This window comes from Pseudomonas sp. Irchel 3E20 (assembly GCF_900187645.1).
In the GTDB taxonomy this organism is placed as follows: domain Bacteria; phylum Pseudomonadota; class Gammaproteobacteria; order Pseudomonadales; family Pseudomonadaceae; genus Aquipseudomonas.
The window spans coordinates 194,530-210,037 of the sequence record NZ_FYEE01000010.1 but is presented as its reverse complement, the minus strand read 5'-3'; the positions used below and the strand labels follow the sequence as shown (position 1 = coordinate 210,037).

Genomic DNA, 15,508 nt, shown 5'->3' with positions numbered 1-15,508 from the left:
AGCCGTCGAGGTGCCCCATGATTGATTTCAGCCAGGTCATCACTGCTGAACAGCAGGAGAGCGAGAAGCGTGCCGCGGCGTTAGAAGGTGCTCGCTCATCTAGGCGCGCCGCTTTTGCGAGCGAGTCCGATCCGCTGCGTTTTGAGGCGGACTATGACGCCATCATCGCGAGAGCTGAGCCGGACTACAGTGCCTGGCTTTCGGCAGTCGCTGCCATCAAACAGCGATACCCGCTGCCAGCCGACGAAAACTGACAGCGCCGCACCTTTAAGCCACCCGCCACCGAGCGGGTTTATTTTTGCCTGGAGAAAAGCAATGCCCATCACCGCACAGCAACTGCTGCTGATCCTCCCCAACGCCGGCGCCAAAGCCGGCGTTTTTGCACCTGTCCTCAACACTGCCATGGGCAAGTTCGGCATTGTCACGCCTGCGCGCGTGGCGGCGTTCATTGCACAGATCGGCCATGAGTCTGGCCAACTGCGCTACGTGCGCGAGATCTGGGGCCCAACCAAGCAACAGGCCGGGTATGAGGGGCGCAAGGATCTGGGCAATACCGTCGCGGGTGACGGCTCCAAGTTCCGCGGGCGCGGCCTGATCCAGGTCACCGGCCGGGCCAACTACGCGGCGTGCGGTGAAGCCCTGGGCCTGGGCCTGCTCAAGTGCCCCGAGTTGCTGGAGGAGCCCCAGCACGCAGCCATGTCGGCGGCGTGGTTCTGGCACCGGGCCGGGCTCAACACCCTGGCCGATGCGGGTGACTTCTTGCTCATCACCAAGCGGATCAACGGCGGCACCAACGGCTTGGCGGATCGCAAGGCGCTGTATGACCGGGCGTTAAAGGTGTTGGCATGACTCCCGCCACCTGGCGCCTTGCTGGCTGGGCGGCGCTGATCTTGCTGCTGATAGCCGGCAGCGGGGCGGGCGCCTGGCAGGTGCAGGACTGGCGCTACGGCAAGCGGCTATCGGATCAGGCACTGGCCCACGAAAGCATCCTGGGCACCCTCAGCAATGCCGCAGCGGCCCAGGCCCGCGCCGAGCAGGACAAGCGCCTGGCCCTGGAGCAGCGCTTGGCTGACAGCGACCAACTCCACTACCGGGAACTATCCGATGCCCAGAAAAACCAGACTCGCCTGCGTGATCGTCTTGCTACTGCTGATCTGCGGCTGTCAGTCCTACTCGACACCACGGATTCAGCCAGTGGCTGCGCAGTGTCAGCCGATCCCGGCGCCGGCGGCGTGGTTCATGGAGGAGCGCGCGCCCGGCTTGACCCAGCGCATGCTCAACGAATTATCAACATCACCGATGCCGGCGACCAAGGACTGATCGCGCTGCGGGGCTGCCAGGCTTATGTCAGGGACTTGCAGAGGTAGGGATTGTGTTCGTTCGGCAGGACGCCGGGGAGGGGGTCGAAAAGGCTCAGTGACTTTACGAGTGACTTTGTAAAATACGGTTGCGCACTGTTGGGCATCGTTGCAGCGAGCGCCAGGCGCGAAGCCTTGTAGTTAGCGGGCTGTAGAGGTGTCCGCTTGCATGGGGTGCTAGGGGTCGAGTGTTCGAATCACTCCGTCCCGACCATATTTTTTCGATGACTTAGGCCAATGTTCACAGCATTGGCCTTTTTCATGCGCGTGACATTTGCGTGACTTCTCGCTTTTTCATGTCTGCCTCCTCTTCAAGATTGTCAGCACAGGCCCACGCGAATCGGTTGCTGATACCATATTGTTCAGAATCACCAGGCGTTCATCGCCGTTCTTTATCCCCGCCTTGTCACTTCGCCCGCCGAATCCGGCAGGTATCAGGAACACGCTGGCGTTCAACTCTGGCACCCGTATCTCTCAATCCCATCGCAATTTACAGACTTCCTGCTCCCGGCAACCCGTGTTCACCTTATGGAGGGCCATCCTCAATAGGTGGTCGGGCAGCTCGGGGAACAATATCGCCTGCTCTTCCCACGACATCGGGTAGGGATTACCGCTCGACTTCTTCTCCTCAAGCATCGAGATCATCGGCACGCTCTCCAGCCACGGCCGCTTTTCAGCATCGCGCCACTTGCGGTGGTACAGGTTCAATATCCTGACAACTCGCTGCAGGGCGATGTTGACTGTCCTGTTCGATACGCCCGGCTTGACCTTCCCCTGTGCCGTGTTGGTCGGCTTTTACCGGTCCCGTACAAATTGCGCCAGGGCCCCATCATCAATGTGCGTTACCGGCAGATCGCCGATGTACGGGTCAAGCTGCTCGATGTGCGAGGCAGAAAGGCCGATTGATGGCCGATCCTTGAACTCCGCCAGGAACCTGGTGGTAGCTGCGCGCCAGGTTCGCACCTCGCGCACGCCGTAGATTTTTTCCTGCCGCAGCTTTTCCAGCCGGTGAATCAGGTACTGCTCCGCTTCCTCCCTTTCGCTTGCTCCAGTGCTTTCTTGAAGTCGGCTACCTCTGACGACTTTGTCGATGTGCCAAATCCCGTTCCTCTGGTAGAGGCCCGACATTGTTTTTCGCGCCATTGTTTTCATAGGAGCGTTAATGCGCCGATGGAGCGTGTGTTTCGGAGCCTGAAGACTGAATGGATACAGACCCTGGGCTACAGAACTGCTCAAGAAGCCCAGCGCGATATCAGCTGTTTCTTGATGCATCGGTACAACTGGATTCGACCACATCAGTTTAACGGCGCACTGGCCCCAGCTCAGGCCGAGAAAAAACTCAACGTCGTGTTCGGGATTAGTTAATCACTACAACTTGACCTTCCCATTGTGGAATGCCGGATAAACCGATAGTCGCGGTTTTTCATGGAATTCCCAGGAGGGTGAACGATGTACGCCAAACCAATAAGCCTGATTACCGGTGCGATGGCCGTGGTGTTGACGCTGGGCGGATGCTCGGACAGCGCACCACCGGCCGCCGCCGCCAAGCCACCCGGTGTGCCGGTGGCCGAGGTGGTTGCGCGGGCGGTGACACCGTTTGTCGAGTACACCGGTTCGCTGACCGCCATCGATCATGTGGAACTGCGTCCGCGTGTCAGTGGTTATCTGCAAAGTGTCAGCGTGCCTGAAGGGCAATCCGTGGCCAAGGGCAGCCTGTTATTTATGATCGACCCACGGGAGTTCCAGGCGGCGCTGAACGCTGCCAAGGGGCGTTTGCGTGAGGCGCAGGCCAACGCATTGCTGGCCCAGGCCGAGCATGGTCGGGCCGAGCAACTGTTCGCTAAAAAAGTGGTGGCGCGTGATCGTCTTGACACCGCCATCGCCTCGTTGAATGCCGGCAGGGCCCAGGTCGACGCTGCCAGGGCCGCGCTGGATGCCGCACAACTGGACTTGAGCTACACCCGCGTCGCCGCGCCCATCAGCGGGCGTGTCGACCGTGCCCTTGTCACCGAGGGCAACTACGTCACCCGTGGGGTGACGCCGCTGACGACGATCGTTTCCATCGACCCGTTGCATGTGTATTTCGATGTCGACGAGCGCACCTATCTGCGCTCGCTTGCCGCGACTCGGGAGGTTGCCGCGTCCAAAGGGGAAAAGGCCGCCAAGGTCATGGTGGCGATGCTTAACGATGCAAGCTATGCACGCGCCGGGCGGGTGGACTTCCTGGCGAATGCGGCCGACCGCAAGACCGGCACAGTGCGTGCGCGTGCCGTGGTCGACAACCCGGATGGGCGCCTGACGCCGGGGCTGTTCGCCAAGGTCAAGCTGGACACCGGCGCGCCGCAACCCCGGGTGTTGGTGGCCGACCACTCGATTGGCACTGACCAGGGCCGCCGCTATGTGCTGGTGGTCGGCGCAGACGACAAGACCGAATACCGCCCCGTCGAACTGGGGCCGATGGCCGACGGCTTGCGCGTGATTGAGCAGGGCCTGCAACCGGGCGAGCGCATTGTGGTCAAGGGGCTAGTGCGCCCCGGCATGCAGGTGACGCCACTGGCCGCCAGCATTGATGGGGCGCCGTTGGATGCGCCGCTGGTGTTGGGGGGCGTGCAATGAGCTTCCCACGCTTTTTCATTGACCGGCCGATCTTCGCCATCGTGCTGTCAGTGTTGATGATGATCGCTGGCATCGTGGCTTTCTTTCATTTGCCGCTTAGCGAATACCCCGCCGTGACGCCACCCACGGTGCAAGTGACGGCTTCTTATCCGGGCGCCAACCCCCAGGTGATCGCCGAGACGGTGGCGGCGCCACTTGAGCAGGTGATAACCGGGGTCGAGGGCATGCTGTATATGACGTCGCAATCGGCGACCGATGGCCGCATGATCCTGACCGCGACGTTTGCCCAGGGCACCAACGCGGACATGGCGCAGATCCAGGTGCAAAACCGCGTCTCGCGGGCCCTGCCGCGCTTGCCCGAAGAGGTGCAGCGCCTGGGTGTGGTTACGCAGAAGACCTCCCCGGATATCCTCATGGTGGTCCACCTGCTGTCGCCCGACCAACGTTATGACCCGCTCTACATCTCCAACTATGCCTACCTCCAGGTACGCGACGAGTTGTCGCGGATTCCAGGGATCAACGACGTGTTGGTGTGGGGCGCGGGCGAGTACAGCATGCGTCTGTGGCTCGACCCGGACCTGATCGCCGCCCGTGGTTTGACCGCAGGCGATGTAATTACCGCGGTGCGGGAGCAGAACGTGCAAGTGGCGGCTGGCTCGGTCGGCCAGGCGCCTGACTCCAGCGCGGCGTTCCAGGTCACGGTCAATACCCTCGGGCGCCTGACGGACGAGGAGCAGTTTGGCGACATCATCATCCGCACCGGTGATAACGGCCAGGTCACGCGTCTGCGCGATGTGGCCCGTGTCGAAATGGGCGCCGATGCCTACGCGCTGCGCAGCCTGTTGGACGGCGAGCCGGCCGTTGCCTTGCAGATCATTCAGAGCCCGGGCGCCAACGCGCTGGATGTGGCGCAGGCGGTGCGCGATACCATGCAGCGCCTGGAGGCCAATTTCCCCGAGGGCATGGTGTCGCGGATTGCCTATGACCCGACAGTGTTTGTGCGTGCATCGCTGGAGTCAGTGGCCATCACTCTGATGGAAGCGATCCTGCTGGTGGTCCTCGTGGTGGTGGTGTTCCTGCGTAACTGGCGTGCGTCGCTGATCCCGTTGATGGCCGTGCCGGTGTCGATCATCGGCACCTTTGCGGTCATGCATTTGATGGGCTTCTCCCTCAATACCCTGTCGTTGTTCGGCCTGGTCCTGTCCATCGGGATTGTGGTCGACGATGCAATCGTGGTGGTCGAGAACGTCGAGCGACATATCGAGAACGGCGAGGAGCCGACGCAGGCTGCGCGGCGAGCGATGGGCGAGGTCACCGGGCCGATCATTGCGATCACCTCGGTGCTCGCTGCCGTGTTCATCCCGACCGCCTTCCTCAGTGGCCTGCAAGGTGAGTTCTATCGGCAGTTCGCGCTGACCATTGCGATTTCCACGATCCTGTCGGCGGTCAACTCCTTGACCCTCAGCCCGGCACTCGCCGGCCTGTTGCTGCGCCCGCGCGACGCTGCTGTGGTGCATGACCCGCGTAGCCTGCGCGGACGCGCCGCGCACCTGGTGCAAATGCTGAGCCGGCCGTTCCAGCGGGCACCGCAGGCGTATGGCAACACGGTGCGCAAGGTAGCGGGCCGTCGCGGGGCGGCGCTGTTGGTCTATGGCGGCTTGTTGGCGCTGACCTGGTTCGGCTTCAGCGCTGTACCGGCGGGCTTCGTGCCGATGCAAGACAAGTACTACCTGGTAGGCATCGCCCAGTTGCCCAATGCGGCCTCCCTGGATCGTACCGATGCGGTGGTGCGGCAGATGTCGAAAATCGCCCTGGATGAGCCTGGAGTCGAAAGTGTGGTGGCGTTCCCTGGGCTGTCGGTCAACGGCTTCGTTAACGTACCCAATGCTGCCGTAATGTTCGTCATGCTCGATCCGTTCAAGGAGCGTACTTCTCCCGACATGGCTGCGGTTGCCATCGCCGGGCGCCTGCAAGCCAAGTTCGCGAGCATTCCCGACGGTTTCCTCGGCGTATTCCCACCGCCGCCAGTGCCCGGCCTTGGAGTGACCGGAGGCTTCAAACTGCAGGTTGAGGACCGTGGCGGGGTCGGGCTCCAGGCTCTGGTGCAGCACACCCAGGTGCTGATGACAAAAGCCACCGAGTCGGGCCAGGTCGCCGGGTTGATGACCAGTCTGGACGTCAACGCGCCCCAACTGAATGTCGATATCGACCGCACCCAGGTCAAGAGCCAGGGGGTGCGACTGGCGGATGTGTTCGAATCTTTGCAGGTCTACCTCGGTTCGCTGTATGTCAACGACTTCAACCGTTTCGGCCGCACCTACAAGGTGACTGCCCAGGCCGATGCGGACCACCGCATGCAGGCCGAAGCCATCGGCCGCCTGCAGGTGCGTAACGCGGCCGGGGACATGCTGCCGTTGTCGGCGTTTGTCACCGTCACACCGAGTTCCGGACCCGATCGGGTGATTCATTACAACGGCTATCCTTCGGCCGACATCTCCGGCGGAGCGATGCCCGGGGTCAGTTCCGGGCAAGCCGTTGCACTCATGGAGCGCCTGGCACAGGAGGTACTGCCCGAGGGCGTGACCTATGAATGGACGGACTTGACCTACCAGCAAAAGCTCGCAGGGTCATCGGCGCTGTTCATTTTCCCGCTGTGTGTGTTGCTGGCCTATCTGATCCTAGCCGCGCAATACAACAGTTGGTTGCTGCCCCTGGCGGTCTTGCTGATTGTGCCCATGTGTCTGCTCAGCGCGATCATCGGCGTTTGGTTGGTGGACGGCGATAACAACGTGTTTGTACAGATCGGGCTGGTGGTACTGGTCGGCCTGGCAGCGAAAAACGCCATCCTGATTGTCGAGTTCGCTCGCAGCCTTGAGGCCGAAGGCGCCAACCCGCTGGAAGCGGTTATCCAGGCGTGCCAGTTGCGCTTGCGGCCGATCCTGATGACCTCGCTGGCGTTCATTGCCGGTGTGGTGCCGCTGGTGTTTGCCAGCGGCGCCGGGGCCGAGATGCGCCATGCCATGGGGGTTGCGGTGTTTGCCGGGATGTTGGGGGTGACCCTGTTCGGCCTGTTCCTGACGCCGGTGTTCTACGTGGTGATGCGCAACCTTGCGCTGCGCTTACAGCGCAAGGGTTCGAGTTCGAAGCTGCAGCTGGAGGAGCGCGTGTCATGAAACTGGCCTATCAAGCGTTTCTGTTGTCGTCGCTCCTGCTGGCTGGCTGCGCCGCAGTCGGGCCCGATTATTCCGCGCCGGTGTTGCCCGCCGCGCAACGGCCGGCGAGCTTCGGCGCGCCCATTACCGGCCTCGGTACGGGCGATGTCGAGGTGCAGTGGTGGCGTGTGTTCGATGAGCCGGCCCTCAGCCAATTGATCCAGCAGGCGCTGGCGGCCAACCACGATATCGGCATCGCCGCCGCGCGGCTCGACGAAGCCAAGGCGATGTTGCGCGAGAGCCGCCAGGGATTCTTGCCCAGCGGCGGTGCTGCCCTCGGTTATGAACACCGACGGCGCAGCGAAGTCGAGACCCCGTTCGGCCAGCAGCGCTCACAGGAAACCACTCGCGCGGCCGTAGATGCCGCCTGGGAGATCGACTTGTTTGGCCGTGTCCGGCGCTCGGTGGAGGCGGCGCAGGCCCAGGCGGGATCGCGCCAGGCATTGCTGCGCAGCGTGCAGGCGAGCGTCGCCGCCACCGTCGCCGCGACCTGGTTCGAGCTGCAAGGGGTCGAAGCCGAGCAGGCGGTGGTGGCGGACATCAGTCAAAGCCAGCGCGACAGCCTGGGCCTGGTGGAGCACTTGGTCAGCGTAGGCGCCGCCACTGAATTCGATCGGCTGCGGGCCGAGGCCTTGCTGCGCAATGTCGAGGCGGTAGCACCTGGCCTGGAGCGGCGTCGGGCAACCACCACCAACGCGTTGGCCGTACTACTGGGGCAGGCGCCACAAGGGTTCAAGCCACCGCTGGCCCGGCCCGGCCGTGAGACCTTGAACCTGCGCACCCTGCAGGTGGGCGACCCGGCCGGCTTGCTGGCCCGGCGTGCCGATATCGCAGCAGCCGAACGTGTGCTGGCGGCCGAGACCGCGCAGATCGGCGTGGAAACAGCCGGTTTGTATCCGGATATCCAGGTGCAGGGTTCCATCGGTCTGCTGGCCGGAAGCCTCGGCGCCTTGGGCGACTCGGGCATGCAGTCGAACTTTATCGCACCGGTCATTCGCTGGTCGCTGTTGGACACTGGGCGCGTACGTGCGCGGATCGCCGCCAGCGAGGCGCGTACCCAGGCGGCATTGATTAGCTACGACCAGACCGTATTGCGCGCCCTGCAAGAAACCGATGACGCGTTCCAGGCCAACAGTGCAGCAGGGAGCACCCTGGGCTTGCGACTGTTGGAGGCGGCGGCCAATCGTGAGGCGGCGAGGTTGGCCCGCACGCGTTTCACGGAAGGTGAGGGGGTGTATCTGGACGTCCTAGAGGCCGAACGTGCGGACTTCAGCAGCCGCCGCGCACTGACCGTGGCGCGCACCGAGCAGCGCTTGGCGGTGGTCGGCATCTACAAGGCATTGGGCGGTGGCTGGCAGATCTGCGAGCAGGCGGGGCAGGTGTGCAGCGGTGCTGCGGCACTGCGCTAGACACCGTTGTTGTACCCAAGCGCCGCGCCTGTGGTGTTCGGCGAAGGACGGCTAGGCGGCAGATTTCCTGGCGCCAGCCACCATTTATTGAATAAGGAGTAACCCATATGGATACCAAGCAAGTTCTGACCGTTGGCCTGGCAGTGGTAGGCGCGGCGACAATGCCGACGATGGCAGCCCAGGAAAGCATCAAAAGCACGTTCGCGCTGCTCGGCGAGAGCGAAAAGACGGTGGGCGCGCTGATTGTCAAAGAAACCGGCCCACTGACACGTGAGTTGTCGATCGCCTTCACCGATAAGGCCACCGGTCAACCGATCGTGCAGTTTGACGAAGAACTCACCCAGCGCCTTCATGTGTTGGCGACCGACAGCCATTTCACCAGTTTTATCCATGAGCATGCGGCCAAGCTGGGCGCTGACGGTCGCTTCAAGGTCGCGATGAAATTTCCCCAGCCCGGGACCTATTACGTCTATGCCGATGCCGTGCCGAGCGGGCTCGGCCAGCAGGTAGTGCGCTTTGAGGTGCCGGTGCAGGGCGGCACCGATCCGGCGGCCCAGGCGCCGGCCAAACCGGAGCAAGGCAGTGATGGCCCCTACACGGTCAAGTTGGACACTTCGGCCCTGCGTGCCGGCAGCGAAAGTATGATGTCGCTGACCGTGCTCAAGGACGGCAAGCCTGCCCAGGACCTGGACACCTACCTGGGGGTGGCGGCCCATGCGGTTTTCGTCAGTACCGATGAGCTGGACTATGTGCATGCGCATGCCATGGCGGCGCCGATGCCGGGGCAGGTCGCCCACGGTGGTCATGGTGACCCGGGCGCGGTGTCGGCGCAGTTGATGCTGCATGCCAAGCCCGCGCATCCGGGGCCTTATGCCTTGTGGATTCAATTCAAGGGTGGCGACAAAATTCGTACCGTGCCTTTCCTCGTGACAGTCCCCGCAGCGTCCTGAAGCCTCCCACCGGCATCCTCGCGCCTGATGGACGAACACTGAGCTAAAGGCGCAGTTATAGGTGGAAGTCGCCCGCAGCCTCCGGCTGGTAAAGCACTTTCCTGATCTCAATCCGGCGGGTCCGATCAGAAATTCGCCAGTCGATGGCGTCCCCCTCCTGATAGCCCAGGATGGCGGCGCCGATGTCGGAGCACACGGAATACTTGCCGGCGTTGCTGTCCGCGTCTTCAGGGTAAACCAAGGCCACTTCGATCTCTTCGTCGTCCAGTTGCAGCAAGGCCCTGGAGTTCATCGTGACGACATTGCACGCCACCTGCTGCGGCTTGACGACAATGGCTCGCTCAAGCTCATGTTCGAGTTCAACAACGGCGGAGCCTTGCTCGAGCACGATCAGACTCTCGAGCTTGGCCTTGTCGATTTCAGTGATGTAGATCCTGGTGGAGTCGCCCACGGCACCTTCGCGCAAGAACTGGAGATAGCGCCCCGCCGTCATGGAAAATGACTTCAATGTCGGCGTTTCGCTCTCAAGCAGAAAGCCGCTGCGCAGAAAGGCTTTCAGCGAGCGCGCGTTGTCCGGGTGGATCTTGGCGATGAGCTTCTCGGCCCGCATGTCGAGGAAGGCCAGCTTCATGCCTTCGCGGATCGTCCGGGCCCCAAGGTTTCGGCCCCATTTGTCGCTATCTCCGATGACCAGAACTATCTCGCAATTTGCGCCGGTCTTGATGAGACGGACAAAGCCCACCGGGGCATCATGCCGATCATAGGCCATGAAGAATCGGCCGCCCCGGTTGAATAGATGGGTCAGGATCGGCGATTGAGTCCTATCGACGACTTGCTCGATAGAGCGGGAGACATGACGCGAATCGCTCAGATAGCAGGTCACGCGCTCATCCTCCAACCAATCCATCAGCGTCAGCGCGTGCGCCCGAGTAATTTCAGGGCACAGCGAAATGAAAGGCTTGTTCATCTTCACCACACTTATTTGTAAAGGATGAAAGCCCTTCATGGCTTTGGCCATGACGGTTCTTTCGGCAACCGGCTATGTTAAGACATAACGCGAGTAATGCCGAACAGACAGGATAATTCGGGAAAACCACCGTTTTGCCGAACCCGACGAGCGACCAGCAGATGCTAGTCATCTCGCTACTCGCGACGCTTCCAAACCTGCATGGTATTGAGCAACTCGGATGGTTGTGTCATCGCCCGTAGCTACGATGCGAAGACCTTCATCAAGAGGGGCGAGCCGAATTTACAGATCAAACACACACTCAAGCAGCACAGCATCGTTCCGTTCTCGTCGAACGATGCGCTCTACGGCGACATGAGCGAGCGGGTTATGTCCCTGATCGAGGCGATGTTGCCTGCTGTTGAGGTGTACATTGATGAGGCCATCGCGGATCTGACTGGCATCGATGGTTTGGACGGCCACGGCCGGCCGATTCGCCTACAGGTACTGCGCTTACCGGCTGCCCATACCAAGACCCTGGCCAAGCTCGCTAACCAATGCCAATCCAGACGCCTGCATTTATGTACTTGCTGGCCTTGGCGACGCTATCAATGTGGGTGAAATACCCCGGAATACTTCCCGGCGTCCCTGCTTTGCTCCAATGGTGCACCAGGCTACGGCTAGAGATGCCCAAGGCGTTTTTCAGCTTGGGGTAGTTGATGGGGGCATTGAGTGTCTGGAAACGGTAGGAAGTGACGCGGGAGTTTATAAGGTCTGGAGAACAAGGTTTCGGGGCGGGGAGCATCGATGGGGACAGGCTGTGATAATTGCCTGTCCTGTTGAAGACTCTCAGGTTTGTTGCTCCGGCGCTCGGAAGCCCTTGACCACGATGTAAAGCAACGGTCCGACACTGACGAACACAGCCGTCAGCAGGATGTACGGCAGCACTGACCTCAGTTTTTTCCCCTTGCTCTGTGCATCGCCCACCATCCATACGCAGGCCAGGGTGGCCATCAGATACAGGTCGATGACCACTTGCGCCGTGTCGAGGCTCGACATTAGTTGCAGGCCGAATTGCCATAGGGATTGCTTGGCGTGCAGCAGGGTAAACAGGGTGTAGGCGCTGAAGCCCAGCAGTGCGATCAGAGCGGGGTAGGGTTTTGTCATGGCGTCTTCCTTCGAGTGGTTTCGCCGTCCAGCCTAGGCTGCATGAGCCGCTGCTTCTATGACCGGTCAGGTCATAGACACCCTGCTATGTAACTGCCAAAGTCGCGCGATGAAAAAAACCATGAATGTATCGTCTGCCCGGGTTGTGGCGGTGGGTATGCAGTTGCGCGAGTTGCGCCGACGGGCAGGGTTGAGTCAGTCGGCGTTGGCCCTGCAATCAGGCATTTCCCAGCGCTATTTGAGCTGCATAGAAACCGGCCGCGCCCGTCCCGCGCCGGCGACGCTGCATGCGCTGTTCACAGCCCTGGATACGCCGCTGGCGGAGCGTAATGCAGGGTTTCTGGCGGCTGGCCATGCGCCGCGTTATGCGGCGTTGCCCCTGAGTGACCCGTCGATGGCGCTGGTGCGCAGTGCCATTGGTCATGTGCTCAAGGCTAACAACCCGGCGCCGGCGATTGTCATCGACAGTGGCTGGCAGGTGCTGGCCGCCAATACGGCGACCGCGGCGCTGTTTGCTTTGATGGGGTTGCCGGTGGATTCGGCCGGGGGCGGCTTTAACCTGCTGCACACGCTGCTGGCGCCCGGGGGGCTGGGGGATTACCTGGTCAACCCCGAGGAAATCCGCGCGGTAGCTTGGCAGCGCGCCTCCCGCGAGGCGTTGCAAGACGCCGGGTTGGCCAGCCTGTTGGCGACGTTGCCGACGCCCGGTGACATGGCTGCGATGGCCGATGGCGCGATCAGCCCGTTGCTGCTCACGCGCTTGCGTTCACTCCAAGGCGAGCTGCGTTTCCTCTCGACCTTCACCACGTTCGGCATGCCCCAGGACATCACGGTCGCCTCCTTACGTATCGAACACCTGATTCCCGCCGACGAGGCCACTTGGCAAACCATGACAGCGGCCTGTGCTGCGTGAGGCGTGTAGCAAGCGGGCTGGTCGGTTTTGTACATCCGTTGGGCTGTGCCGAGTTCGTCATCCCAAGGGGCTAAAGCGATCAAGCCGCGCCCCCTGGCATGGGGCAGGCTGGACGGTCTGTCCAAGGAGTTGATTTATGATCCGATTGACCCTGATCGAGGCCCGCGAGCTGGCCGAATCGATCCTGTTACATAACGGTTTCAGTGCCGCCCAGGCCCAGGCAGTGACGGACACGGTGGTCGCCGGGGAGCGTGATGGTTGCGCCTCCCATGGCTTGTACCGCGTGCTGGGCTGCGTCAATTCCCTGCGCGCGGGTAAGGTGGCGGCCAACGCCGAGCCGCAAGTCGTCGACCAGGCACCGTCGATCGTGCGGGTCGATGCGGCGGGTGGGTTTTCCCAATTGGCGTTCAAGGCTGGGTTGCCGCTGCTCAAGGAGAAAACCCGGGCCACTGGCATTGCGGCTCTGGCGATCAACCGCTGTGTGCACTTTTCCGCATTGTGGGTGGAGATCGAGCAGTTGACCGATGCGGGCCTCGTGGCCCTGGCCTTCACCCCCAGCCACGCCTGGGTGGCACCGGCGGGCGGCAGCCAACCGGTATTTGGCACCAACCCCATCGCTTTCGGTTGGCCGCGCGCCGGCAAGAACCCCTTTGTCTTTGATTTCGCCACCAGCGCCATTGCCCGGGGCGACATTGAGCTGCACCGTCGCGCCGGCAAAGCCATCCCCGAAGGCTGGGGCGTAGACGCCCAGGGCCAGCCGAGCACCGACCCTAACGTAGTGCTCGACCACGGCGCGATGCTGACCTTCGGCGGGCACAAGGGCTCGGCCCTGGCGGCGATGGTGGAGTTGATCGCCGGGCCCTTGATCGGTGACCTGACCAGCGCCGAGTCCCTGGCTTATGACGCGGGCAGCAAATCCTCGCCTTATCATGGCGAGCTGTTGATTGCCCTGGACCCCAAGCGCTTTTTGGGGGACGCCGCCGAGCAGCACCTGGCCCGGGCTGAGGGGGTGTTCGAGAGCATTCAGGGGCAGGGCGCGCGCTTGCCGTCGCAACGGCGCTATGAGGCGCGGCTGCGCAGCGAGGTAGAGGGAGTGCAGATCCCGCAGGCGTTGTACAACGACCTCAAGGCCTTGCTGGCCTGAGCCAGGGCTGCCTCTGTGGGAGCTAGCAGCGCTTGCTCCCACAGAGGCCGCAGGGACGGCTACAACGCGTGTCGCCCACTGACCCCGTCAACCAACCGCTCAATCCCCAACGGATTGGCGTTTTGCAGGGCCTGGGGCAGCAGGCTGTCCGGGCAGTTCTGGTAGCACACCGGGCGCAGGAAGCGGTCGATGGCCAGGGTGCCGACCGATGTGCCGCGGGCGTCGGAGGTGGCGGGGTACGGGCCGCCGTGGACCATGGCGTCGCACACTTGCACGCCGGTCGGGTAACCGTTGAACAGCACCCGGCCGACCTTTTGCTCCAGCAACACCAGCAGGCCGGCGTGGGTTTCCAGGTCGTGGGGTTCGCCGATCAGGGTGGCGGTGAGTTGGCCGTGCAAGCTGGCGAGGGCGGCGTGCAGTTCGGCGCTGTCCGCCACTTCCACCACTATCGTGGTCGGGCCGAAGACTTCTTCCTGCAACAGCGGATCGCCCTCAAGCAGCAGGCTGAAGTCGGCCTGGAACAATTGCGGTTGCGCCTGATTGCTGCTGTGTTCCTGGCCCGCCAGGTGGCGGATGCCGGGGTGTTCGAGTAACGCTCGCACGCCTTTTTCATAGCTGGCGCGGGTGCCGGCGTTGAGCATGGTTTGCCCCGGTTGGGCGGCCATCAGGGTGCTGAGTTGGGCAGTGAATGCGCTGAATTGGGGCGAGCGCAGGCCGATCACCAGCCCAGGGTTGGTGCAGAACTGGCCGCAGCCCTGGACCACCGACGCCACCAGTTCACGGGCGATCTGTTCGCCGCGCACCTGTAGCGCCTCGGGCAGCACCAGCACCGGGTTGATGCTGCTCATTTCGGCGAACACCGGGATCGGTTGCGGCCGGGCGGCGGCCATGTCGCACAGGGCACGGCCGCCCTTGAGCGAGCCGGTAAAACCCACGGCCTGGATGGCCGGGTGCTTGACCAGGGTTTCGCCCACGCCGGCTCCGTAGATCATGTTGAACACACCCTTGGGCATGCCGGTTTGTTCGGCGGCGCGCAGGATCGCATCGGCCACGCGCTCGGCAGTGGCCATGTGGCCGCTGTGGGCCTTGAACACCACCGGGCAACCGGCCGCCAGCGCGGCAGCGGTATCACCACCCGCGGTGGAGAACGCCAAGGGGAAGTTGCTGGCGCCGAACACGGCCACCGGGCCCACGCCGATGCGGTACTGGCGCAGGTCGGCGCGGGGCAGGGGTTGGCGCTCGGGCAGGGCGCAGTCGATGCGCGCGCCGTAGAAATCACCGCGGCGCAGCACCTGGGCGAAGAGGCGCATCTGCCCACTGGTGCGGCCGCGCTCGCCTTGGATACGGGCGCTGGGCAGCGCGGTTTCGCGGGTGACCAGGGCGACGAAGTCGTCATCCAGGGCATCGAGTTGTGCGGCGATGGCGTCGAGGAACTGCGCCCGGCGGCTGGCGGGCAGGTTGCGAAACGCGGGGTAGGCTGCGGCCGCAGCCTGGGCGGCGGCGTCCACTTCGGCGGCGGTGGCTTGCACGAAGCTGTAGGGCAGGGCCTGGCCGGTGCTGGCGTCGTGGCTGTGCAGGGTGACGGTACCCGCGGCGCTGCGGGCGCCGCCGATGTAGTTGTGGCCGAGGATCTGGGGCATGAACACTTCCTCTGGAGAAGATGGAGGTTGCGCCGCCTCTTGTAAGAGAGGGCTTGCCCGCGATGACAGAACATCCGCCAACAATGATGTTGAAGGTGATGCCCTCATCGCGGGTAAGCCCGCTGCCACAGAGAGGAGCAGTGGTTTGCCGTT

The 15,508-nt window shown here is 62.9% G+C and carries 12 protein-coding genes, 1 tRNA gene and 3 pseudogenes; 12 read left to right on the top strand and 4 right to left on the bottom strand.

What is annotated here, in order from left to right; genetic code table 11:
- The first annotated feature begins 17 nt into the window (after positions 1-17).
- The 4 genes from CKW13_RS18570 to CKW13_RS24495 all read left to right on the top strand — a co-directional run bounded on the left by CKW13_RS18570 (position 18) and on the right by CKW13_RS24495 (position 1,572).
- A complete protein-coding gene (locus CKW13_RS18570; protein ID WP_095110077.1) occupies positions 18-254 on the top strand; it encodes a hypothetical protein in 237 nt (78 codons plus the stop codon).
- Positions 255-315: 61 nt separating this feature from the next.
- On the top strand, positions 316-849 hold the full coding sequence (locus CKW13_RS18565) for a glycoside hydrolase family 19 protein (protein ID WP_095110075.1): 534 nt from the start codon (positions 316-318) through the stop codon (positions 847-849).
- Entirely contained in the window at positions 846-1,367 is a 522-nt protein-coding gene (locus tag CKW13_RS18560) for a lysis system i-spanin subunit Rz (RefSeq protein ID WP_095110074.1), read from the top strand. Before CKW13_RS18565 ends, CKW13_RS18560 begins: the two co-directional genes overlap by 4 nt.
- Positions 1,368-1,503: 136 nt before the next feature.
- Positions 1,504-1,572: transfer RNA gene (locus CKW13_RS24495), tRNA-Pro, on the top strand.
- A 131-nt stretch (positions 1,573-1,703) separates the two neighbouring features.
- On the opposite strand, the pseudogene CKW13_RS18555 reads toward CKW13_RS24495, so the two are convergent.
- Positions 1,704-2,501 (bottom strand): annotated as a pseudogene (locus CKW13_RS18555) (site-specific integrase); the annotation flags it as partial.
- Between the two features lie 18 nt (positions 2,502-2,519).
- Here CKW13_RS18555 and CKW13_RS18550 point away from each other — a divergent pair.
- From CKW13_RS18550 to CKW13_RS18530, 5 genes and pseudogenes are all read left to right on the top strand, one after another.
- Positions 2,520-2,723: pseudogene (locus tag CKW13_RS18550) on the top strand (integrase core domain-containing protein); the annotation flags it as partial.
- Between the two features lie 84 nt (positions 2,724-2,807).
- A complete protein-coding gene (locus tag CKW13_RS18545) occupies positions 2,808-3,974 on the top strand; it encodes an efflux RND transporter periplasmic adaptor subunit (RefSeq protein WP_095110072.1) in 1,167 nt (388 codons plus the stop codon).
- Complete coding sequence (locus tag CKW13_RS18540) at positions 3,971-7,147, top strand: efflux RND transporter permease subunit (protein WP_095110070.1); 3,177 nt, start codon at positions 3,971-3,973, stop codon at positions 7,145-7,147. Before CKW13_RS18545 ends, CKW13_RS18540 begins: the two co-directional genes overlap by 4 nt.
- The gene (locus CKW13_RS18535; RefSeq protein ID WP_095110068.1) at positions 7,144-8,595 is read left to right on the top strand and encodes an efflux transporter outer membrane subunit; all 1,452 of its coding nucleotides are present in this window, start codon (positions 7,144-7,146) and stop codon (positions 8,593-8,595) included. The genes CKW13_RS18540 and CKW13_RS18535 overlap by 4 nt, the downstream gene beginning before the upstream one ends.
- A 107-nt stretch (positions 8,596-8,702) precedes the next feature.
- Positions 8,703-9,545: a hypothetical protein gene (locus CKW13_RS18530; RefSeq protein WP_095110066.1), complete on the top strand. Its 843-nt coding sequence runs from the start codon at positions 8,703-8,705 to the stop codon at positions 9,543-9,545.
- Between the two features lie 55 nt (positions 9,546-9,600).
- On the opposite strand, the gene CKW13_RS18525 is transcribed toward CKW13_RS18530, so the two are convergent.
- A complete protein-coding gene (locus CKW13_RS18525; protein WP_095110064.1) occupies positions 9,601-10,563 on the bottom strand; it encodes a bifunctional GNAT family N-acetyltransferase/nucleoside diphosphate kinase regulator in 963 nt (320 codons plus the stop codon).
- A gap of 150 nt (positions 10,564-10,713) precedes the next feature.
- On the opposite strand from CKW13_RS18525, the pseudogene CKW13_RS18520 reads away from it, so the two are divergent.
- Positions 10,714-11,061: pseudogene (locus CKW13_RS18520) on the top strand (DNA polymerase V subunit UmuC); the annotation flags it as partial.
- A 279-nt stretch (positions 11,062-11,340) separates the two neighbouring features.
- Here the strand turns inward: CKW13_RS18520 and CKW13_RS18515 are convergent.
- Entirely contained in the window at positions 11,341-11,658 is a 318-nt protein-coding gene (locus tag CKW13_RS18515) for a DUF2834 domain-containing protein (RefSeq protein WP_095110062.1), read from the bottom strand.
- Between the two features lie 109 nt (positions 11,659-11,767).
- Here CKW13_RS18515 and CKW13_RS18510 point away from each other — a divergent pair, with 109 nt between their 5' ends.
- Together CKW13_RS18510 and CKW13_RS18505 are read left to right on the top strand one after the other, a co-directional pair.
- Positions 11,768-12,571 carry a helix-turn-helix domain-containing protein gene (locus CKW13_RS18510; RefSeq protein WP_371856243.1) on the top strand — a complete coding sequence of 268 codons (804 nt, stop codon included), beginning with the start codon at positions 11,768-11,770 and terminating at the stop codon, positions 12,569-12,571.
- A gap of 136 nt (positions 12,572-12,707) precedes the next feature.
- Entirely contained in the window at positions 12,708-13,715 is a 1,008-nt protein-coding gene (locus tag CKW13_RS18505; protein ID WP_095110058.1) for an Ldh family oxidoreductase, read from the top strand.
- A 59-nt stretch (positions 13,716-13,774) separates the two neighbouring features.
- Here the strand turns inward: CKW13_RS18505 and CKW13_RS18500 are convergent, their stop codons facing one another.
- Positions 13,775-15,355 (bottom strand): aldehyde dehydrogenase (NADP(+)), encoded by a 1,581-nt coding sequence (locus CKW13_RS18500; RefSeq protein ID WP_095110057.1) that lies wholly within the window; start codon positions 15,353-15,355, stop codon positions 13,775-13,777.
- Between the last annotated feature and the right edge of the window lie 153 nt (positions 15,356-15,508).